The following is a 21,714-nucleotide window of genomic DNA, read 5'->3' on the forward strand; positions in this document are numbered from 1 at the left end:
TCATGACTTCAACTACAGTTTCTTCAACTCAGGCTGCCAAAGAGCGCAACCTGGAAAATGAACGGACAATACGCCGCGAGAAAATTAATGCATTTGTCCGTTATACCGTACTTCTGATTGTTGGCCTTCTGATGTTGTATCCGCTTTTATGGATGTTCTCAGCATCAATGAAACCGAATCATGAAATATTTTCGTCCATGAGTTTAATTCCGGAGCATTTTAGCTGGGAAGGTTTTGTAAACGGTTGGAAAACCGGAACGGAATTTACTTTCGGACACTACATAATTAACACATTTGCATATGTAATCCCTAAAGTAATATTGACGGTAATTTCTTCGACGATTGTCGGCTACGCTTTTGCACGGTTTGAGATTCCATGGAAAGGATTCTGGTTTGCAACACTGGTTGCCACCATTCTTCTTCCACAGTCAGTATTATTGATTCCTCAATATCTGATGTTCCGTGAAATGGGTCTGTTAGATAGTTATCTGCCACTTTATTTGCCAATGGCATTTGCAACACAAGGCTTCTTTGTCTTCATGTTAGTTCAGTTCCTTCGGGGCGTACCAACGGATATGGAAGAAGCTGCGATGATCGATGGATGTAATTCATTCCAGGTACTTTGGTACGTTATTGTTCCTGTGATTCGTCCGGCAATCATTTCAGTTGCACTGTTCCAGTTCATGTGGTCAGTCAATGACTTCCTCGGTCCGTTGATTTACGTCTCCAGTGTAGAGAAATATCCAATTGCTCTTGCACTGAAAATGTCTATCGACGTAACAGAGGGCGCGAAATGGAACGAGATTCTGGCAATGGCCTCTATAGCAATTATTCCTTCAATCATGGTGTTCTTCATGTCACAGAAATATTTTGTTGAAGGTGTCACTAGCAGCGGTATTAAAGGTTAATTTTGGGGAGATAACACAATGGCTGAAGTAAAATTTAACAAACTAGAGAAAACATATTCAAACGGATTCAAAGCAGTTCACGGTATTGACTTAACTATCAATGACGGAGAGTTTCTGGTCATCGTCGGTCCATCAGGCTGTGCGAAATCAACCACATTACGGATGCTGGCAGGACTGGAAAATATCACCGGTGGTGAAATCTTAATCGGTGGACGCGTTGTGAATAACTTACCACCGAAAGATCGTGGTATCGCGATGGTATTCCAGAACTACGCACTTTATCCACACATGACAGTTCGTCAAAACCTTGGATTTGGTCTGAAGTTACAAAAGCTACCGAAAGACGAAATTAATCAGCGTGTTAATGATGCTGCAAAAATTCTGGAAATTGAGGAACTCCTGGATCGTCTGCCAAGACAGCTTTCCGGTGGTCAGGCACAACGGGTTGCTGTAGGCCGGGCGATCGTGAAAAAACCAGAAGTATTCCTGTTTGATGAGCCACTATCAAACCTGGATGCCAAGCTTCGTGCTTCAATGCGGATCCGGATTTCAGATCTTCACAAGCACCTGAAAGCAGAAAAACGTCCTGCGACTGCCGTTTATGTGACCCATGACCAGACAGAAGCAATGACAATGGGCGATCGTATCTGCGTTATGAAACTTGGCGAAATCATGCAGGTTGATACCCCGGAAGAGCTTTACAATAATCCGGTCAACATGTTTGTTGCAGGATTCATCGGTGCTCCGGAAATGAACATGTGTGATGTTAATCTGATTGAGGATGATGGCAATTTAACCGTTGATATCGCCGGGCAGAAGCTACAATTACCAGCAGAAAAAGTGCAGAGCATCCGCAATAATGGATTTAGCAAAACAGTATTAGGCATCCGCCCTGACAACATTACATTGTCATTAGCCGATGCAGCTCATCATGAGTCAGTGCAAACCATTCAGGGTGATGTTATCCGGATGGAAAACATGGGACATGAAGTCTTTGTTTACTTTGGTGTAGGACAGAATGAATTCACGGCCCGTGTACCAATTGACGATGTGAGAGAAAAATTGAACATGGAGTTACGCAAAAATGTAACCTTCATGATCGATATGAACAAAGCGCATATTTTTGACAAAGAAACAGAAGTGAACATCTCTCTACCTATTCAAAAATAATTAAATAGCTTGGAGGCTATCTCATGATTAAGAAAAGACTATTGACAACACTCACCATGGTTGCACTCGGTACAATGACAGCTACGGCTGCCACTGCACAAACTGAGCTGCGTATGTCTTGGTGGGGGGGAAGCTCTCGACACCAGGCAACATTAAAAGCACTTGAAAAATTCCATGAGAAGTATCCTGATATCGTGGTAAAGGGTGAATATACTGGTTGGAATGGTCACCTGTCCCGTCTGACAACTCAGGTTGCAGGTAATACAGAACCGGATGTCATGCAGACAAACTGGAACTGGCTGCCTATTTTCTCCCGGGATGGCAAGGGATTCTTCGATATGAGCCAGAAAGCAGATGCGCTGCATATCGGTAATTTCCCTAAACAAGCGATCAACATGACCACGGTGAAAGGTAAGATCAATGGTTTACCGGTCAGTATCACTTCCCGCGTGTTCTATTACAACAAGGACAGCTGGGCAAAAGCTGGCGTGAAATATCCAACGACCTGGGAAGATTTCAAAAAAGCAGGTCAGGCGTTTAAAGCCAAGCTGGGAGATGGTTACTATCCACTGGTTGTTGAAGCACGGGATGTCTTTGCGATTAACCGTTCTATCTTCATCCAGAAATACGGTAAAGATGTTATCAACCATAAAACAAACATGTTGAACCTGACACCAAAAGAAATGACAGAGTTCTTCCAGATTTATGTTGATATGGTCAAAAATCATGTGTTCCCTTCAACCAAAGAGTTCGCTTCTTACGGTAAAGGCAACATGAACGAAATGCGCCCATGGATCGATGGTCACTTCGGCGGTTTGTATATGTGGAATACTTCCATCAAGAAATATGCAGACAACCTGGAACCACCTCAGTCTATGGAGTTAGGTCCATACCCAATGGCACCTGGTGCAACGGATTCAGGTCTGTTAGCCCGTCCTTCAATGATGTTCTCTATTGGTCGTAATACCAAACATCCTGAAGCAGCAGCAAAACTGGTTAACTTCCTGCTGAACGATCCTGCTGGTGTGAAAGCTATGGGGCTGGCTCGTGGTGTTCCATTGAGCAGCAGTGGTCTGGATGCACTAAAAGCAGCCGGCGAACTGGATGAGACAAGCTTGCCATTCCAGGGTTATAAAATGGCACAGACTCTTCCTCAGGTTATTCTTCCAACTGCCTACACAGATAATGCGCAGTTAATGGAACTGTTTGAAGAAGAAATGCAGCATCTGGATTACGGTCAGTCTAATGCGGAAAAATCTGCGAAAAACTTCATTCGCCGTGGTAACCGTGTACTACGCCGCATCGCAAAATAATCGACGATGTGACAACCAACAGCACCCTGACTGCCGGGGTGCTGTTTTTCATATAAAACAGTCTCAAGCGAAAGAACACAAACAATAAAAATCGCATAGTATATGCCTCAATCAGTCATAGCCGGTATGATGATTTCAGGCAAAAAATCAACACAAATTGACCACCTGTAACATCCTGTTCCCTGCTCTATGCATACTTTACGCTGAACGATCCGGAGAGAATCATGAACACACAAGCGTCTTTTCTGCCATTACTCACAGAATACTATCAACGAATTTATGCCCAGGCACAGGCTGCATCATCCCCTTTACTTGCTGATGGGATCGATACTTTGTCCGGCACACCTGTCAACTGGACTTACCCCGATGGCAATCAGGTCCCGATGAGTAATTTTGCCAGCCAGCAGAACTTCATGCGCGGCTTATCTGCCATGACGCTGATTACCGGGGAAAAACATTATCAGGAACAGGCAAACCTGATTACTGAATACTTTCTCAATCACTATACAGATAAAGAAAGCGGATTATTCCACTGGGGCGGACATCGCTTTATCCATCGTGACACAGGACATATCGAAGGCCCGGCCAGTAAAGAGTGTGTCCACGAGCTGAAGCATCATTTTCCATTTTATGAACTTTTACATCAGGTTGCCCCGGAAACAACAAAGAAATATCTTCAGGGATTCTGGGCCGCCCACGTCATCGACTGGAATAAACTGGATCTCAGCCGTCATGGAGAATATGGAAAAACGCTGCCAGAGAATATATTCGGCCGGACAGAACCTCAGCCAGTAGTTGATCCGGACAAATGGCCAGAGTTACCGGAAACGATCGGATTAACATTCGTCAATGCTTCAACTGACCTGATTTATGCAGCCTGCCACTACTACAAATACAGTGGTGACAAGAATGCAATTAAGTGGGCGAAACACTTATATCATCAGTTTGTTCTGGCTCGCCATCCAGAAACCCGGATGCCGGTCTATCAATTTTCATCACCACTTCAACGCGAACCAATACCCGATGATGACCGCATCACATTCTCCTGGTTTGGTGATCGGGCGAAACGTCAGTTCGGGCCGGAATTTGGTGATATCGCCCGTGAAGCAAATGTACTTTTCCGCGACAGCTGGCCGGTTGTGGTTGATAACCCGCTCGCGATTCTGGAATGTGCCCGTTTTCTCGAAGACAGTGAACTGACCGAATGGGCAATTGAAGGCATTAACGCCTACTTCCGTTTCGCCTGGGATGAACCAACCAATGAAATCATCCCGATGTGGAATAGTGGCCAGGATATGACCGGCTATACATTCCCCAGAGATGGCTACTATGGTGATAAAGGCACTGTACTAAAGCGCCAGCCAACAGACCCGGCTTATCTGCTGACGCTCGTCAGAGCCAGTGCTTTAAGTCAGAATGCCGATCTACGTACACTGACTGCAAAAATGTTTTCCCGCTTTAAACTGGGAAAACTGGATTTGCAAACCCTTGAGCCAGTCGAATTGACATCCAAAACAGAGTTATGCTCATCCTATCTGGTGTTCGCTTTACTTGAACTTGAACGGCTGACCGGCCATCAGGAATTGAGAACACTGGCCGGGCAGGTCGGGCACAATCTGGTGAAAAAGCATTATCACCGCGGCTACTTCCTGCCTGACGAGTATCATCGCTATACCCGCCTGGATGATCCAACGCCATATGCATTAATCGCTCTGGAAGCTGCCCGTCTGGGTATTTATCACAAAATTCCTGTCGCAATCTCAAAAGGCGGGTATTTACATGGCGATCAAAGCATCAACGGAGAAATTAAAGTTGTTTATGATCTTGACGTTATTTATAAACAGACCGTAAGTGATCAAGAGATTCAAGCTGTAACAGAAAGGAAATAGTGTGCCAGAAGACCCCCATGAATCAAAAAATACGCCTCATCCCGAAAATCAACCTCAAATGGAGCCGGATAATCCCCGGTCTCCTTCCCCCCGCCTCCGTCACCGACATAAAGTTCTGCTAAAACGCGATATCGCACCATTTGCATGGCCAATCACCATCGAACTGACCTGCGTGGTTTTAATGGGAATGGTCAGTACAATACTGGTCAGCCGGATAGGAAAAGCAGATACTGCAGCTGTTGGTGTCAGTGATAGTATTACATTTATTGTGATATCTTTGCTTAGCGCGACAGCGCTCGGTGGTTCCGTGTTCATTGCCCAGAGCTTTGCCAAACATAACCGGCAACAATCCGTATTGGGAGCCGTGCATGCAATCAACCTGAACATCGTTTTCAGCCTGTTCGCCTGGTTATTGATTCACCTATTTGCCGGCCCGATTCTTTCAATTGTTGCGTATGGCGCAGAACATGAAGTCGTCCGTCTGACTGAAATGTATTTAAAAACCATTGCATTCAGTTATCCGGCACTTGCCATTCTGTTTGCCGGCAGCGGCGTATTAAGAGCCGTCGGTAACTCTCGTTTACCTGCCATCAGTAATATTCTGATGAATGTGTTCAATATTCTTATCAGTTACCCACTAATTTATGGATTAAGTGAGTGGGGAATCGGCAGCTGGCAGGGAATGGGCCTTCAGGGTGCCGGCATTGGTATCACACTGGCCCGATGGATTGGTGCGATGATGATCCTGACGTCCCTGGCACGTAACCATACTTTAAATGTGACCTTCAAAGCTTACCTGCAGCCATTTCAGCGTAATATTCTGAAAGAGATTTTAAGCATCGGCATACCGGCCAGTATTGAATCGATTATGTTTAATTTCGGAAAGCTGCTGACACAGATGATGGTCGCCGGTATGGGAACTGTTGCCATGGCCGGGAATTTTATTACCTTTTCAATCACATTACTGCTGAACATTCCCGGCAACACGCTCTCTATGACTTCAACCGTTCTGGTTGGTAAACGTTTAGGGCAGGAACGTCCTCAAATGGCCACTCAGGAAATGCGGCTGATTTTTTGGGTAGCCACAGGATTACTGACAATCATCGGAGCAATCTGCATTCCTCTTGCAGAGTGGATTGCCCGTTGCTACACCAGCGATCCGGAAGTTATCGATGTCGTAGTTAAATTGTTATACATGAATGCCGTGATGCTCCCGGTCTGGGCGGCTTCCTTTGTATTACCTTCGGCCTTTAAAGGTGCAAAAGATGTGAAATACAGCATGTATGTGGCAATTGCCAGTATGTGGGGATGCCGGGTTGTGATCGGATATTTACTTGGAATTGTCTTTGAACTGGGCGTTTATGGTGTCTGGCTTGGCATGTTTGCTGACTGGTGGATTCGGGGCGGCCTTTATTTTTGTCGTATGCTGAATAAACGATGGCTGAATAATTACCGTAAACAAAAAGATAAAGCAACCGTTTTAAGTACGCCGAAATAAAAATCTTTAGTGAATAATTCATCTGATGAGTCAAATAAGACCATCAGATGAATTTCATATTCCGCGTCTGGTCAAAAAAGCCAGAAAATATCACATAAGCATCATGAAATAACACACCAGTTCAGAACCAAATAAAATATCCCCAAACAAAACATACGCAATAATAAAAAACAGAATAAGCTGCCATTCATCAATTTAAGTCATTCAATAAACTATCACCCCCGAATAAAAACACACATCACGCTTCGCTGCCCCGCAAGCCCCGGTATACCGGGAGAACTCATCGTCAGATAACGGCTGTGAAATCATGTTCGAGCCAGACCAGCCTGCCTCCTGATTAAATTTAGAAATAATAAAATGAAACCATATAAAATACATCAATCATTCTGACTGAGATATTCATGTTATTCGTTCAAGTCGGACATTTAATTCAAACCACCATTAACTTTCATACAAATTTTGCGACAAACGATAATAAAAAATTTGAAATTTACTGACAAATGTATATATAGAAAAAGTTCACCAGCATGAAGACAATATAAACTCCAATCTCATTCCATTGCTCTCCCTTATATTTTCATATATTTTCCCTGAGCAGTCTCAGATAAAAAATCACAAAGAAAATTGTATTCAGAATAAGAATGAAAAACTGATCCAAGCGACCGGAAGATGCAGGGTTCAGGTTGCTTGGGTATATCCCGGATTAAATTTTATTAACAACGTCATAGAAGGATAATTGAGATGAGTAAAAATAAGCAGGATTTCCAGCTAAGCAGACGAAGCTTTCTGGCATCATCAATTGGAGCGTCAGTTGCTTTAAGCACCAGTAAAGTTTTTGGTTACAATAAATATTTATCAGCTAAAAGTTCAGAGCAGGAAACCAGAACACTGGACGAAATCTATCAGGCTGCACTGGCAGAAGGAGGAAATTTAACCATTTATGCCGGCGGTGACTACGATGGGCAACAAGACTTCGTCCGCTCTGCGTTTAAAAAACGCTTTCCGGATATTAATCTGAAAATTGTGGTTGATTACAGCAAATATCATAATGTCAGATTTGATAATCAGTACGCGACAGATGAAGTCATTCCCGATGTTCTTCAGCTTCAGTTATTAGAGGAATTCGAACGCTGGAAATATCTTGATCGCTTACATTGCTATAAACCTGTCGGTTTCGACAAAGTCTATCCGACGTTAAAAGACTGTGATGGCGCCTGGACTGCCGCCATGATCATCGCCTTCAGTTTTGTTGTCGATCAGGATGCTCTTGGTTCAAGTGCACCGACAACACCGGAAGCGCTGGCAAGTGGTGCCTGGGCTGGCAACATTGCATCATCTTATCCAAATGATGATGATGCTGTGACCTATTTATATAAGTGTTACACGGAAGCCTACGGCAGAGAATGGCTTGCTGCAATGGCAGAACAAAATATCTCATTTAAACGTGGTTCACATACACCCGGTGTTGCCATCCGTGAAAAAGAAAAACTCATTGGCATTGGTACTTCAGGTTCTCCGGTAACCAGCTCAGGCAGCAACTTAAAATGGGTCTTACCCGAGAGTGCACCGTTTATGGCCTGGGGACAAAGGGCAGCAATTGTCAAAAATGCGAAGAATATGGAAGCAGCCAAACTGTATCTCAACTGGTTAATATCTGAAGAGTTCCAGAGTGAAAGAACATGGTCCGTTCGTACCGATATTCAGCCTGCGAATGGTCTGGCCCCCATATGGGATTATCCGAACGCAAATTTCGAGGGTTTTCCGGCATTTATGCGTGACAGAGAAGAAGTCGAACTTTGGCGTCAAACCTTTTCGCTTTACTTTGGTGAAGTCAAAGGTGATCCGACACCAGGCTGGCTTGGCCTGTATCCGGGAGCCTGAAGCAGTACAATGACATAAAGGTATGCATTCATCTCCGTAACAGGTACAGTACGCTTTCTTTTACTGATATTTTCCGGAGATGATGTGAAAACCATTCACTGTAAGGGGTGTCTGTTTGATCTCGACGGCACCCTGATTGATTCAATGGCAGCAGTTAACCGAAGCTGGTCAGCCTTAGCGATCAGACATAATCTGAACCCTGATGAAGTATTAAGCGTCATTCATGGCCGCCCGGCCAGTGAGTCTGTCGCAGAATTACTGGCTGATAAACCGAATATTATCCAGCATGAGGTTGAATGGCTGAAAAAACAGGAAACAGAAGATACACGGGGAATTACACCACTCCCCGGAGCGATTTCACTGCTGAACAATCTCAATGACAAACAGATCCCGTGGGCAATCGTTACATCCGGCAGTGATCCGGTTGCTCAGGCCAGAATCGCCGCAGCAGGCATCCCTCAACCACAGGTATTAATCACAGCAGATCAAATTACTCAGGGAAAGCCAGATCCCGAACCTTATCTGCTGGGAGCTTCCCGCCTGGGTTTGCAACCAGCCGAATGCCTTGTGTTTGAAGATGCCATTGCCGGTGTAAAATCCGGGCTGGCTGCACAAAGCAAGGTGATAGGCCTGCTTACCCACGCAACCAAAGCGATGTTGATGAATGTTGAGTGTATTGAAGATTATCGGTACGTCACAGCTGAGAAGACCATACGTGGTGCAGAGATTATCATTGCGTAAATAAAGCAAGCGAATATGAATCAGTGGCTGTGCTTTGTGACGAAGTGCTGCCACTGCTATACCCAGATGACATCACAGACCACAACTGAATCAATCCAGAGATTTCTTAAACCGGGCCGAAGCCACTAATAACCCAATAATTGTAAAACAAGCCATCCATACCGCGTCTTGCCATAAATCAGCCAGAGAAGCACCGCGCAGAACAATACCGCGGATCATTCTCATAAAATGAGTTGCCGGTAATACTTCCGCAATCCATTGTGCTTCTGTCGGCATCCCTTCATAAGGAAACATAAAACCGGATAATAAAATCGAGGGCAACAGAATGAAAACTGTCATCTGCATCGCCTGCAATTGCGTATTAGCCAGAGTTGAAATCACTAATCCCAGCGTCAGACTGGCAGAAATAAATAGCAGCGTTCCCCATAAAATCTGGCTCAAAGCCCCATTCACCGGCACATCAAAGATCAGATATCCCAGCCCAAGAATAATCACGACCTGAATCAGACCAATAAAAATATAAGGGATAATTTTTGCGATCATCAATTCAATCGAATGAACCGGCGTCGTGATTAACAACTCCAGGTTGCCCCGTTCCCGTTCCCGGACAATGGCAGCACTGGTAAACAGAATCATGGTCATGGTCAGAATGACACCTAAAAGCCCCGGAACAATATTCACTGCTGAACGGCGGCTGGGATTATAATAAAGTGCCACATCGAATGTCTTCTGCTGGCCGGTATTCATCGCAATTCCCTCTTGTGTGAAGGGCATTCTCTGTAACCTCATAATTGCTGAGCTAATCATGGTATCAGAGCCATCAACAATCCATTGCCCCAAAGTCCGGTGTTGCTCCATTCTCTGTGGCAGATCTTCCGGCAGGATCAACGCAGCCCGGACAACGCCCTGATGAATCGCAAGTTCAGCCTCTTTTGCTGTTGCATAATTCATCTTAAAATCAACGACCTGTGTGACACCAATGGTCTGGGTAATCAAGCGTCCGATTTGACTCTCACTTTGATCCACAATGGCTACCGGAACATGGCGCACATTGGTATTGATCGCAAAACCGAACAGCAACAACTGAATCAAAGGGATCATGACAACCATGCCGAAAGTAATCCGGTCACGCGATAACTGACGAAACTCTTTGATCATGATGGCTTTCATCCGCAGCAATTGTTTCACTGCCGTCCCTCCCCTGTTACGGTGACAAAAACATCTTCAAGGCTGGGTCTGACCTCCGTGATCTCTGCATGAAACAACTCCGGACAGGATTTCCTGAGCCAGTGTACCGGCTCAGAGACATCCTGATATACCAGAACCCGCAGACGCACTCCCAGCTGAGCGGCTGAACGAATCTGCGGAAAAGAAAGCAACTTTTCTTTCAGACGACGAAGTTCAGGGGCCTGAACTTCCACAACATTCACTCCCATATCAGCCATCAGCCCTTCCGGTTCCCCATCCGCCCGGATAAATCCTGAGTCCATGATGGCAAGCCTGTGGCATCGTTCTGCCTCATCCATATAATGCGTCGTCACCAGAATGGTTGTCCCCACAGCCGATAAATCGAATAACTGTTCCCAGAATTCCCGGCGGTTTTCTGGATCAACAGCAGATGTCGGCTCATCCAGAAATAATAATTCCGGACGGTGCATGGTCGCGGCTGCAAGTGACAGCCTCTGTTTCTGCCCGCCACTCATTCCGGATACCCTTTGTTTGATACGCTGATCAAGTCCATAAGTATGTAACTGTTCACTCACTCGTTGATCTAACTCTTTTCTCCGCATACCAAAGATCTGGCCAATAAACTGCAAATTCTCTTCAACCGTTAAATCATCATATAAAGAAAATTTTTGCGTCATATAGCCAATCTTCAGCCTGAGCTGTTCAGCCTGAGCTGGTATATCCAGACCAAGTACATTCACATGCCCGGAAGTTGGATGCAGTAATCCGGTCAGTACTCTGATCGTGGTTGATTTACCACATCCATTTGGCCCGAGGAAGCCATAAATACAACCTTTAGGTACAGACAGATTGATGTTATCAATCGCAGTAAAGCGGCCAAATCTTTTCACCACATTTTCAGCCTGAATTGCAGGTAGTTCCATAAATTACTCTCCGGTCAATTCAACCTGAACAGGAATCCCGGTGGGCAGATCTGCCGCTGACTCATCTAAATCGATTTTGGCCAGATACATCAGCCGGGTTCTCTCATCTTCAGTCAATGCAAAATAGGGGGTAAAAGAAGCTTCATGGGAAACCCAGCGAACCGTTCCCTGATACAATGTCTGACTACCGTCAACATGGACATGAACCTGCTTACCGGGTACAAACCGAATCCGGTAGCTGGCCGGAACATAGACGCGGGCATGAGGAATACGATCAGCCTGAATCACCGCCAGTGTACTGTTTAAGGTGACCCGCTCTCCCAGATAATGCGGCAGAGAGTCAATAATGCCATTCCGGGTCGCCACAATCGTAAGCTCCTGCAACTTCTGAGTCTGAAGAGTCACCTCTGCTTTAGTCGCTGCCAGTGCAGCCCTTGCCTGCGCAATATCTTCAATCCGGGCACCTGCGGTGAGTTTTGTAAATGACTCTCTGGCTGAGCGGAGAGAAGCCTGAGCAGAATCCTTAGAGGCCTGTGCGGCATCCTTTTCAGACTGACTGATGAGTTTTTTTCTGATCAGTTCCTGTTTGCGCTGATCATTTCTTTCAGCTTCCAGGTAAATCGCTTCAGCCTGAAAAACTTTCGCTTGTGCTGCTGCAATATCTTCAGCCCGTTCACCATTAGTCAGTTTTTGTAAATAAGCATCCGCCTTCGCCTGTTCAGCCCTGGCGCGGTTCAAAATAGCCTCCTGGTTTTTTGTATCCAGACGGACCAGTACCTGACCTTTTTCTACACTTTGCCCTTCTTTTACAGGTAAACCTCTGATAATTTCAGCAGCAGTGGCTTTAAGGGATATCCGATCACGCTCCAGCGTTCCCAGAGCCAGATGTCCCGGCTCTGACCGGCACCCGGTCAGCAATACAATAAATAACAGAGAACATAAGACATAACGGCTCATACAAAGCTCCCGGTATTGGTAATATGATGTATAACTATTCATAAAAATTATATGCCTGAACTGAAATACAAAAAAAGATGAATAATCAACCAGTATTAATCAAATGATTAATAACAGATAAATATATACCTGATTTACAAGCTTCCAGCCTGTTGGATTCAAATAAAATATCACCGGCAAAGCATTGAATATAAATGCAAAAAACATGAATTAAAATTTACTTAACTACTTGAAAATACTCAAAATTTCATTTTTATCTTTATAATAATCTTCCAGTGCAATCCTTTTCATCTGAGCAATTCAACTAACTTACCAAGTAAATACAGATACATAATCCAAATTAAACAATAAAAATAGAGAGTAAGACCAATCAGCCCATGAAAAATAGTAAATTGGCCTGATAATTGTTAGTATATCGTGATCTTTTATCCGTGATTTAATACGATTACAGTGGAATATCCGCTATGTTTTATATTAGTTTAATCCGGATAATGAACACAGGGATACAACAAATAAAAATTGGAGTTTTTAAATGCGCAAAAACAACATTTCCCGGGGGCTACTTTTAAGCACCTGCATCGCGACAGCTATCGCATCTCTTTCTGCACAGGCAGCCCATGTTCCAGCCGGAACAAAACTGGCCCCGGTTCAGGAAATTTCCCGGGGCAACGGTTCCGAAGTTGCTTCAATTGATCCACATAAAGTTGAAGGTGTCCCGGCATCAAATGTCATCAGGGATTTACTGGAAGGCCTGGTGAACCAAGATGGAGAAGGTAATATCGTACCTGGAGTGGCAAAAAGCTGGGAGACGAAAGATAACAAAACCTTTATCTTTCATTTACGCAAAGACGCTAAGTGGTCAAATGGAGATCCGGTAACCGCTGACGATTTTGTTTACAGTTTTGAGCGTGCTGTTGATCCAAATACTGCCTCACCTTATGCGTGGTATCTGGAAATCTCAAATATTATTAATGCCGCCGATATCATCGCCGGTAAAAAAGACAAATCCACACTGGGTGTGAAAGCAATTGACGCGCACACTTTCCAGGTAAAACTGGACAAACCAACATCTTATTTCGTCAAGATGATGGCTCACACCACTGTGAAGCCGGTTCATAAAGCGACCGTTGAAAAATGGGGTAATAAGTGGACCCGCCCAGAGCACTTTGTTGGTAACGGTGCCTATGTACCTGAGACTTGGGTCGTTAACGAGCGTTTAGTACTAAAACGTAATCCAAAGTACTGGGATGATGCACATACTGTCATTAATAAAGTGACCTATCTGCCAATTGAAAGCCAGGTTTCAGAAATGAACCGCTTCCTTGCCGGCGAAATGGATTTTACCTACGAACTGCCGGTTGAGCACTTCAAACGCCTGAAAAAAGAACATCCTGAATCCGTTTCTGTGACGGGTTATCTGTGTAACTACTACTACGATTTCAATAATAAACAAAAACCATTTGATGATGTCCGTGTCCGTAAAGCCCTGTCTTATGCGATTGACAGAGACATCATCGCCAAAGCGATTATGGGTCAGGGTGAAAAACCTGCTTACTTCTTTACACCGGAAATCACGGCTGGGTTTAACCCAACCATGCCAGCATACGGTAAGATGACGCAAAAAGAGCGCAACAAAAAAGCAAAAGAATTGTTAGCAGAAGCAGGATTCTCCAAACAAAATCCGCTGTCTTTCTCAGTTATCTACAATACTTCAGACAACCACAAAAAAGTGGCAACCGCAATTCAGTCCATGTGGAAACGGACACTGGGCGTTAACGTTCAGCTGGAAAACCAGGAATGGAAAACCTTCATCACCAAACGTCGTGAAGGTGATTATCAGGTTGCCCGTGATGCATGGTGTGGTGACTATAACGAAGCCTCAACCTTCCTGTCTCTGCTGCAGTCAAACAACACGGCGAACAACGCGAAGTACAATAGCAAAGAGTATGATGACACCATGCTGCATGCGATGCTGAGTACCTCAGAAAGCGAAAGAACCAAACTTTATGATGACGCAGAGAAGCTTCTGGCCCGTGATATGCCGGTTGCTCCGATTTATCAGTATGTGAAATCCCGTCTGGTTTCTCCTCAGGTCGGTGGTTATCCGGCACACAATGCTGAAGATAAAATCTATACTAAAGATCTATATATCAAAGCAAAATAATCATCCGTTTTAAATGATAAATAATCAGGCGTACATGTGGTTCACACATGTACGGCCTTTTTATTGTTACTACTTAGAAAAAGAAGAGTGAGTTTATGTTTAAATTCATCGCCAAAAGGATTTTGGAAGCTATCCCGACTTTATTGGTTTTAGTAACCGTTTCCTTTTTTTTAATGCGTTTTGCACCCGGAAGCCCTTTTTCCAGTGAGCGCGGACTTCCGCCACAGGTCATGGCAAACATCAATGCCGAATATGGTCTGGATAAACCCGTCAGCAGTCAGTATTTCACTTACCTGACGAATATTCTTCAGGGTAATTTTGGCCCATCATTTAAGTATAAAGATTATACGGTCAATGAGCTGATTGCCGGAGCTCTGCCGGTATCGGCAAAAATAGGAACCGTCGCATTTATATTTACTGTGATTTTTGGTGTTGCGATCGGGACTATCTCCGCACTGAAACAAAACACCTGGGTGGATTACACCGTGATGGCAACGACGATGTTAGGGATTGTCATTCCTTCATTTGTATTTGCCCCGGTTCTGATTTATGTCTTCGCCATCAATCTGGAATGGTTTCCTGCCGGCGGCTGGAATGACGGTTCACTCTATTATATGACTTTACCTGTATTGGGGATGTCACTGCTGTATATTGCGACTTTCGCCCGGATTACGCGGGGGTCAATGATTGAAACACTCAACAGTAATTTCATCCGGACAGCCCGGGCGAAAGGGTTAAGCTATCGTTACATCATTATCAAGCATGCCCTTAAACCAGCTTTATTACCTGTGGTGTCCTACATGGGACCCGCTTTTGTCGGGATTATCACCGGGTCTGTTGTCATTGAAACGATTTTTGGTCTGCCCGGTATTGGTAAACTATTCGTCAATGCCGCATTTAACCGGGATTACTCTCTGGTACTGGGAATCACCATATTAATTGGCTTCCTGTTTATTCTGTTCAATATGATTGTCGATATCCTGCTGGCTTATATCGACCCTAAAATCCGCTATTAGGGAGATATGAAGATGATAGCGAAAAAAGATAGTCTGGAAGCAATAGAGAAATTTGCCGATCAGCTCGAAATTGAAGGCCGCAGCCTGTGGCAGGACGCCAGAATCCGGTTTATGAATAATAAAGCGGCGATGGCCAGCCTGGTCATTCTGGTATTGATTACTCTGGCTGTGCTCATTCTTCCTCATTTTGCTCAGTTTGAATTTGATGAAACTGACTGGTATGCGATGAATGCCGCGCCTTCTGCAGAACATGTTTTTGGTACTGATGCACTGGGGCGTGATCTGTATGTAAGAACGCTGACCGGTGGTCAGATTTCCCTTGCCGTGGGTGTGATGGGTGCCTTTGTTGCGGTCATTATCGGCACTTTATATGGTGCAACATCTGGTTTTATTGGTGGCCGGACTGACCGTGTCATGATGCGGATCCTTGAAATTCTTTATGCCATCCCATTTATGTTTTTTGTCATTGTATTAGTGACCTTTTTCGGCCGGAATATCATGCTGATCTTTGTTGCGATCGGCGCAATTTCCTGGCTTGATATGGCACGAATTGTCCGGGGACAAACACTCAGTCTGCGCAGCAAAGAATTTATCGAAGCTGCCCATGTTTGCGGCGTGAGTAACCGATACATTATCACCCGTCACATTGTACCGAATGTCTTGGGGGTCGTTGTGGTTTACGCGACTTTACTCATCCCGAATATGATTTTAATTGAGTCATTTTTATCCTTCCTTGGCTTAGGCGTTCAGGAGCCCAACACCAGTTGGGGAGCACTATTGCAAGAGGGTGCTAATACAATGGATCTGGCGGCATGGCAGCTGGCTTTCCCGGCAGCATTTATGGTTGTCACACTATTCTGTTTCAACTATGTGGGTGACGGATTACGTGACGCACTCGACCCGAAAGACAGATAAGCACAGGAGCAAAGAATGAATCTACTCGAAGTGAAAGATCTGCGCGTTGAGTTCACCACACCAGACGGAATCGTCACCGCAGTCAATGACCTGAATTTTGCACTCAATCAGGGGGAAACGCTGGGTATTGTCGGTGAATCCGGCTCAGGAAAATCCCAGACCGTATTCGCCATGATGGGACTGCTGGCAAAAAACGGAAAGATCAGTGGCAGTGCGCAATTTGAAGGGAAAGAAATTTTAAATTTACCGGAAAAAGAACTGAATAAAATCCGGGCTTCACAGATGTCGATGATTTTCCAGGATCCGATGACATCATTAAATCCTTATATGAAAGTCAGCGATCAGCTGACTGAGGTTTTGATTAAGCATAAAGGCATCAGTAAATCTGAAGCTCTGGAAGAATCCATTCAGATGCTGGAAGCAGTCAAAATTCCGGAAGCCCGGAAACGCATCACAATGTTTCCGCACGAATTCTCAGGCGGCATGCGCCAACGGGTGATGATCGCTATGTCTCTTCTGTGTCGTCCGAAACTGTTAATTGCGGATGAGCCAACCACAGCTCTTGATGTCACCGTTCAGGCCCAGATTATGGATCTGCTCAATGAACTGAAACAAGAATTCAATACAGCCATTATTATGATTACGCATGATCTGGGTGTTGTCGCTGGTTCCTGCGACAAAGTACTTGTCATGTACGCTGGCAGAACCATGGAATACGGCAATGTTGACGATATTTTCTATCAGCCGAGCCATCCTTACACCGAAGGTTTATTGAAAGCCATTCCGCGGCTGGATACTGAAGGGGAAATCCTGCCAACGATTTCCGGCAATCCGCCTAACCTGCTCCACCTTCCACCAGGCTGCCCTTATCAGGAGCGTTGCCACCGGGCAACTGAAGACTGTACCTATAAAGCGCCACGGCTGACGCCATTTGGAGATAATCGTCAGCGGGCTTGTTTTTCTGACTGGGAGGCATGGGAAAAATGAATGATAAGTCTCTGATATTAGATGTTAAGTCACTCAAGGTTCATTTTCAGATATCCTCTGCATCTGCATGGCCATGGGCAAAGCCTTCCGCGCTGAAAGCGGTTGACGGTGTGAATGTTCAGCTCTATGAAGGTGAAACTTTGGGAGTTGTGGGTGAATCAGGCTGTGGTAAATCAACCTTTGCCCGGGCAATTATCGGATTAGTTCAGGCAACTGAAGGGGAAATACTCTGGCTTGGGCAGGATCTCACCCGGATGAAAGACATCCAGCGCCGCAATACCCGTAAAGAAATTCAGATGATTTTTCAGGATCCGCTGGCTTCACTGAATCCACGGATGACCATTGGCGATATTATCGCTGAGCCGCTGAAAACCTTTTATCCGGAATTATCAAAAACTGAAGTGAAAGATCGGGTAAAAGAAATGATGATGCGGGTCGGCCTGCTGCCAAACCTGATTAACCGCTACCCGCATGAGTTCTCTGGTGGTCAGTGTCAGCGGATTGGTATTGCCAGAGCGCTGATACTAAAACCGAAAATGATCATCTGTGACGAACCGGTTTCAGCACTGGATGTTTCCATTCAGGCACAGGTAGTGAACCTGCTAAAAGAATTACAGCAAGAGCTCGGTTTAAGTCTGGTCTTTATCGCCCATGACTTATCTGTTGTGAAGCATATTTCTGATCGGGTGATGGTGATGTATTTAGGGAATGTGGTTGAAGTCGGTGAGACCAAAGCTTTATTTGCGAACCCGAAACACCCTTACACTAAGGCTCTGATGTCTGCAGTGCCCATTCCTGATCCGAAACTTGAGCGCGAGAAACAGATTCAGATGCTGGAAGGCGATTTACCGTCACCGATGAATCCACCTTCAGGCTGTGTGTTCCGTACCCGCTGCCCTGTGGCAACCAGTCAGTGTGCTCAAACAAAGCCCGTTTTAAAAGGTGAAGAAATTCATTCGGCTTCTTGCCTGCTGATTGACTAAACGCTGATTGATAGTGATTCTTTGATTTACAGGCAGATGCTTAATCGCTTCTGCCTGTTTTCTGTTGAGTTTATGAAAAGAATCGGGTTGAATAAGTTAACTGTGCCACTTCAACCAAAAGGAAAGCTCATGGGGCGACCTAAAATACCACGCACTATTTGCGGTAAGCCTGCTGATAGCTGTTTTAAACCCAATGGAATACCAATGACCCAGCTCGCTCAGATATGGCTCGCTCCGGATGAGTTCGAAGCCCTGCGGCTGGTTGATTATGAAAAAATGTTGCAGCAGGAAGCGGCAGCCAAAATGCAGATTTCCCGTCAGACACTGGCAAATCTGGTCAAATCTGCCAGACAAAAAGTCGCAGACTGCCTCATTCACGGCAAAGCACTGATGATGTCTCCTGAAGAGGATTCAGAGCGAACCGAAGAAACCAAATAATACAGGGCATCCGGAAATGGTATGCCCTGATGAATAAAACCAGACTATTTTAACTTATATACAACATCAACCCGATCATTAAAAATGATACTTTTATCATTATATGTTGGAACGGATGGCGCGGCAGTCTTCATCGAGGCTGAAAAAAGCTGATTTTCCATTAATACATTGTCATGATTGACATTTTCTACATAATTTATCGACCATACCCGATCAATTTCTGCCCCAAATTCACTGGCCAGTTCCTGAGCTTTTTGCGCAGCGTCTTCAGCAGCCAGCCTTCGGGCTTCTTCCTGATATTCTTCATGTTTGCTGGAAATCAGACGAATATTACTTAAATCAGTTGCCCCTTCAATCAACATCTGATCAAGATAAGCGCCCAGTTCATCTAATTTCTTAACTGTGACCTCAACATCCCGCTCGGCAGCATATCCTTTAAACGTCGTATTCCCGTTTTTATCCCTCCGGTGAACTGGTCGAAGCCATAGCTGAGCACTTGATACCGCTTTTCTGTCAAGACCAGCCTGCTTCAAACTCGTCAAAATATTTGCTACTTTCTTATCTACATCCTGCTTGCAGTCTATCGCTTTCTCACTTTCAGCTCTGACTTTTACTGAAAACTTCGCCCGATCAGGCGTTGCCACAACTGTTGAATATCCTGACAAAGAAATATAAGGACTCTCAGATAAACGAAAATTACCCTGATCATTTGCTGTTGCAACACCGGAGAGGCCTGCTCCCAATATGAGCAAACAGGCCCCGGACGCAATTTTTGTGCAGATTTTATTCATCAATCATATCCTCTTTAAAAATGCTTATAGCGGCTGTTTCGCCCAGGCAATCTGAAGATGCAGGGCTGTCGAGATACAGAAAAATACCGCCATCATCAAAGATACAGCTTAAGCAACAAAGGGTACATAAAAAAGGCAGATAAAATAAAGCAGCCTCCGGGCGGAGGCTGCTGACAACAAATATGTTAAGATAGATTATTGGCATTGTGCGTCTGATGTGACATTAACCACTTCAGAAATATGAGAAAGATAATTGTCCTGAACTGCCTGAGTCCCTGATTCACCGGCATGATCACCGATAATATAAGTCTCTGCCTTTGGAATACCGGCCAGCTCATATGCTTCAATATCTGTTGTTGCATTCCCGTAAACACGAACAATCTTCACGCCCTTACTAAGCAACTGTTTAATATATCCGGCTTTATAACTTGCTTTCCCGGTCGGATCCAATAATTCACCATTAGAGTCCAGATGAAGGTGAAATGCCGGGATACCCTGTGCACCTAACCAGCTACGTGAGTCTTTTGCCAGCCAGTAAGGGCGAGCCGATAAATAAATAATCCGGTAATGTTTCGACTGATAAGCTTTGACCATATCAGCAGCTCCGGCATAAGCGTCAGCTTCTGACATCCCCAGATAAGCAGCAACGGCCTCAGAATCACTTTTTGTCAATGTGCCATCAATATCGAACAGAACGGCCTCTGTATTTTTCTGAACAACACTCAGATAACCGGTTGTTGTTGATAAGTCGCCAGCTACGACCATATACACCCGGTAATCTCCCGCAGAACGACGGCCAAGGTTAATATAAACTTTACCATCGGAATCTGTTGTATAATCACCAAGATACTCCCATTCCGTCATACCGGTACCAAAGATATAAGCATGAACACTTTCATCTTCCAAATCTTTGTGCAGAGCGAAATCATAATCAAACTTACCGACCATCACTGCCGTATCACCTTCAGTCACAAGCACATCATGAGCCATATGGTATGGGGTGTAAAATTTCGACAATAAACGGTTACTCATATGATCAAACTGAGTTTTTTCCGGTGCAGGAGTCTCCGGAGGATGATTGACCGGCGAAAAATCAGGACAAATCGCAGCAAGTGCATGATGACCCACACTAAATACAAAAACTGATATAATAATTAACCACAAACGTTGCATACAAACTCCAAAATTAATTTTTCTAATAGTTATAACAATTTGTTAAAAAGAAAAATGTCATCTTTGATAACATCATCAAATTCTAATCAACACATGTGAATATTACATGACAACTATCCACTGGTATCATCGTATCAATATTGCTTGTTTATAGGAATTCAAAAATAATGCTGAGTGATTAATTTAATCACAATTCAGAAGTATATTCAAAATAATCAACTGAATAATGATACAAACAGAATTGAACACTTATTATCAAATCATCTTTCTGTTGCACTGAATAATATACAACCCAATAAACTGATGAAGCAGAGAAAATGAAAGTTAAAATGATGTGAACAATGATAATTTTACAACAGAACCTGGAGCAGGGTTGAAGGTAAAGCAGAATAATACAACCACTGTCACACAAATCGATAAAAATAGAAACAATTCAATCATTAGTCATCATGATATCCAATTGATATTCTGTGAAAATAAAAGCATAATAATTTCCGTTCAGGAATAAACTATCAGATCACATCAATATCTGAGCATCGTTTCTGAAATAAAATGAATAAAATTAATTATTATTCACAGGACAACTGATCTCATGAGTATTATAAATAAAATCTACCAAGATGCAGAACCAAACCTATCTTCGCTTGGATGGCTTGGGTTTATCGGTTATCCTGTTTATTACTTTATATGGAGTGACTTATTCCATCAACCATATGAAAATATGGAACTCAGAAGCTTAGGTTCTCTTTTATGTTTAATCCTGATATTACGTAACTTTA

At 44.2% G+C, this 21,714-nt stretch carries 18 protein-coding genes; 13 read left to right on the forward strand and 5 right to left on the reverse strand.

Translation table 11 applies throughout. The features are described 5' to 3' along the window. Positions 1-2 precede the first annotated feature (2 nt). The 7 genes from OC443_RS14275 to OC443_RS14305 all read left to right on the forward strand — a co-directional run bounded on the left by OC443_RS14275 (position 3) and on the right by OC443_RS14305 (position 9,400). Positions 3-908, forward strand: a complete 906-nt coding sequence (locus OC443_RS14275) for a carbohydrate ABC transporter permease (RefSeq protein ID WP_073581455.1) — start codon at positions 3-5, stop codon at positions 906-908. A gap of 18 nt (positions 909-926) precedes the next feature. Continuing rightward, positions 927-2,078 (forward strand): ABC transporter ATP-binding protein, encoded by a 1,152-nt coding sequence (locus OC443_RS14280; protein WP_073581454.1) that lies wholly within the window; start codon positions 927-929, stop codon positions 2,076-2,078. A gap of 23 nt (positions 2,079-2,101) precedes the next feature. After that, a complete protein-coding gene (locus OC443_RS14285) occupies positions 2,102-3,391 on the forward strand; it encodes an ABC transporter substrate-binding protein (RefSeq protein ID WP_083601566.1) in 1,290 nt (429 codons plus the stop codon). A gap of 224 nt (positions 3,392-3,615) precedes the next feature. Further along, positions 3,616-5,280, forward strand: a complete 1,665-nt coding sequence (locus OC443_RS14290) for a pectate lyase (protein ID WP_073581452.1) — start codon at positions 3,616-3,618, stop codon at positions 5,278-5,280. A 1-nt stretch (position 5,281) separates the two neighbouring features. Further along, entirely contained in the window at positions 5,282-6,778 is a 1,497-nt protein-coding gene (locus tag OC443_RS14295) for an EmmdR/YeeO family multidrug/toxin efflux MATE transporter (RefSeq protein WP_234976352.1), read from the forward strand. 741 nt (positions 6,779-7,519) lie between these two features. Continuing rightward, complete coding sequence (locus OC443_RS14300) at positions 7,520-8,659, forward strand: ABC transporter substrate-binding protein (RefSeq protein ID WP_073581450.1); 1,140 nt, start codon at positions 7,520-7,522, stop codon at positions 8,657-8,659. 84 nt (positions 8,660-8,743) lie between these two features. Next, complete coding sequence (locus OC443_RS14305; RefSeq protein ID WP_083601565.1) at positions 8,744-9,400, forward strand: HAD-IA family hydrolase; 657 nt, start codon at positions 8,744-8,746, stop codon at positions 9,398-9,400. Positions 9,401-9,490: 90 nt separating this feature from the next. Here OC443_RS14305 and OC443_RS14310 read toward each other — a convergent pair whose 3' ends face one another. From OC443_RS14310 to OC443_RS14320, 3 genes are read right to left on the reverse strand one after another with little or no spacing between them, the layout of a single operon-like run. Continuing rightward, positions 9,491-10,588: an ABC transporter permease gene (locus OC443_RS14310; RefSeq protein ID WP_073581449.1), complete on the reverse strand. Its 1,098-nt coding sequence runs from the start codon at positions 10,586-10,588 to the stop codon at positions 9,491-9,493. Continuing rightward, on the reverse strand, positions 10,585-11,511 hold the full coding sequence (locus OC443_RS14315; protein ID WP_073581447.1) for an ABC transporter ATP-binding protein: 927 nt from the start codon (positions 11,509-11,511) through the stop codon (positions 10,585-10,587). Before OC443_RS14315 ends, OC443_RS14310 begins: the two co-directional genes overlap by 4 nt. A 3-nt stretch (positions 11,512-11,514) precedes the next feature. Next, on the reverse strand, positions 11,515-12,468 hold the full coding sequence (locus tag OC443_RS14320) for an HlyD family secretion protein (protein ID WP_073581446.1): 954 nt from the start codon (positions 12,466-12,468) through the stop codon (positions 11,515-11,517). A gap of 532 nt (positions 12,469-13,000) precedes the next feature. Between OC443_RS14320 and OC443_RS14325 the strand changes: the two genes are divergently transcribed. The 6 genes from OC443_RS14325 (at position 13,001) to OC443_RS14350 (ending at position 18,971) form a co-directional block, all read left to right on the forward strand. Then, entirely contained in the window at positions 13,001-14,632 is a 1,632-nt protein-coding gene (locus tag OC443_RS14325) for an ABC transporter substrate-binding protein (RefSeq protein WP_073581444.1), read from the forward strand. A 95-nt stretch (positions 14,633-14,727) separates the two neighbouring features. Continuing rightward, the gene (gene oppB / locus OC443_RS14330; RefSeq protein ID WP_073581443.1) at positions 14,728-15,648 is read left to right on the forward strand and encodes an oligopeptide ABC transporter permease OppB; all 921 of its coding nucleotides are present in this window, start codon (positions 14,728-14,730) and stop codon (positions 15,646-15,648) included. A 12-nt stretch (positions 15,649-15,660) separates the two neighbouring features. Beyond that, positions 15,661-16,563, forward strand: a complete 903-nt coding sequence (gene oppC / locus OC443_RS14335; protein WP_073581441.1) for an oligopeptide ABC transporter permease OppC — start codon at positions 15,661-15,663, stop codon at positions 16,561-16,563. Positions 16,564-16,578: 15 nt separating this feature from the next. Beyond that, positions 16,579-17,550 (forward strand): ABC transporter ATP-binding protein, encoded by a 972-nt coding sequence (oppD, locus tag OC443_RS14340; RefSeq protein WP_073581440.1) that lies wholly within the window; start codon positions 16,579-16,581, stop codon positions 17,548-17,550. Beyond that, on the forward strand, positions 17,547-18,533 hold the full coding sequence (gene oppF, locus OC443_RS14345) for a murein tripeptide/oligopeptide ABC transporter ATP binding protein OppF (RefSeq protein WP_073581678.1): 987 nt from the start codon (positions 17,547-17,549) through the stop codon (positions 18,531-18,533). Before oppD ends, oppF begins: the two co-directional genes overlap by 4 nt. Positions 18,534-18,662: 129 nt before the next feature. Then, entirely contained in the window at positions 18,663-18,971 is a 309-nt protein-coding gene (locus OC443_RS14350) for a DUF134 domain-containing protein (protein WP_073581438.1), read from the forward strand. Positions 18,972-19,015: 44 nt separating this feature from the next. On the opposite strand, the gene OC443_RS14355 is transcribed toward OC443_RS14350, so the two are convergent. Both OC443_RS14355 and OC443_RS14360 read right to left on the reverse strand, forming a co-directional pair. After that, complete coding sequence (locus tag OC443_RS14355) at positions 19,016-19,762, reverse strand: SIMPL domain-containing protein (RefSeq protein ID WP_073581437.1); 747 nt, start codon at positions 19,760-19,762, stop codon at positions 19,016-19,018. A gap of 195 nt (positions 19,763-19,957) precedes the next feature. Continuing rightward, a complete protein-coding gene (locus OC443_RS14360) occupies positions 19,958-20,935 on the reverse strand; it encodes a lipin/Ned1/Smp2 family protein (protein WP_073581433.1) in 978 nt (325 codons plus the stop codon). Between the last annotated feature and the right edge of the window lie 779 nt (positions 20,936-21,714).

The sequence above is a fragment of the Vibrio quintilis genome (genome assembly GCF_024529975.1).
Lineage (GTDB): Bacteria > Pseudomonadota > Gammaproteobacteria > Enterobacterales > Vibrionaceae > Vibrio > Vibrio quintilis.

Coding starts and splice junctions, on each gene's coding strand:
- OC443_RS14275 (WP_073581455.1), top strand. CDS start 3: ATGACTTCAACTACAGTTTCTTCAACTCAGGCTGCCAAAGAGCGCAAC.
- OC443_RS14280 (WP_073581454.1), top strand. CDS start 927: ATGGCTGAAGTAAAATTTAACAAACTAGAGAAAACATATTCAAACGGA.
- OC443_RS14285 (WP_083601566.1), top strand. CDS start 2,102: ATGATTAAGAAAAGACTATTGACAACACTCACCATGGTTGCACTCGGT.
- OC443_RS14290 (WP_073581452.1), top strand. CDS start 3,616: ATGAACACACAAGCGTCTTTTCTGCCATTACTCACAGAATACTATCAA.
- OC443_RS14300 (WP_073581450.1), top strand. CDS start 7,520: ATGAGTAAAAATAAGCAGGATTTCCAGCTAAGCAGACGAAGCTTTCTG.
- OC443_RS14315 (WP_073581447.1), bottom strand. CDS start 11,511: ATGGAACTACCTGCAATTCAGGCTGAAAATGTGGTGAAAAGATTTGGC.
- OC443_RS14320 (WP_073581446.1), bottom strand. CDS start 12,468: ATGAGCCGTTATGTCTTATGTTCTCTGTTATTTATTGTATTGCTGACC.
- OC443_RS14325 (WP_073581444.1), top strand. CDS start 13,001: ATGCGCAAAAACAACATTTCCCGGGGGCTACTTTTAAGCACCTGCATC.
- oppB (WP_073581443.1), top strand. CDS start 14,728: ATGTTTAAATTCATCGCCAAAAGGATTTTGGAAGCTATCCCGACTTTA.
- oppC (WP_073581441.1), top strand. CDS start 15,661: ATGATAGCGAAAAAAGATAGTCTGGAAGCAATAGAGAAATTTGCCGAT.
- oppD (WP_073581440.1), top strand. CDS start 16,579: ATGAATCTACTCGAAGTGAAAGATCTGCGCGTTGAGTTCACCACACCA.
- oppF (WP_073581678.1), top strand. CDS start 17,547: ATGAATGATAAGTCTCTGATATTAGATGTTAAGTCACTCAAGGTTCAT.
- OC443_RS14350 (WP_073581438.1), top strand. CDS start 18,663: ATGGGGCGACCTAAAATACCACGCACTATTTGCGGTAAGCCTGCTGAT.
- OC443_RS14355 (WP_073581437.1), bottom strand. CDS start 19,762: ATGAATAAAATCTGCACAAAAATTGCGTCCGGGGCCTGTTTGCTCATA.
- OC443_RS14360 (WP_073581433.1), bottom strand. CDS start 20,935: ATGCAACGTTTGTGGTTAATTATTATATCAGTTTTTGTATTTAGTGTG.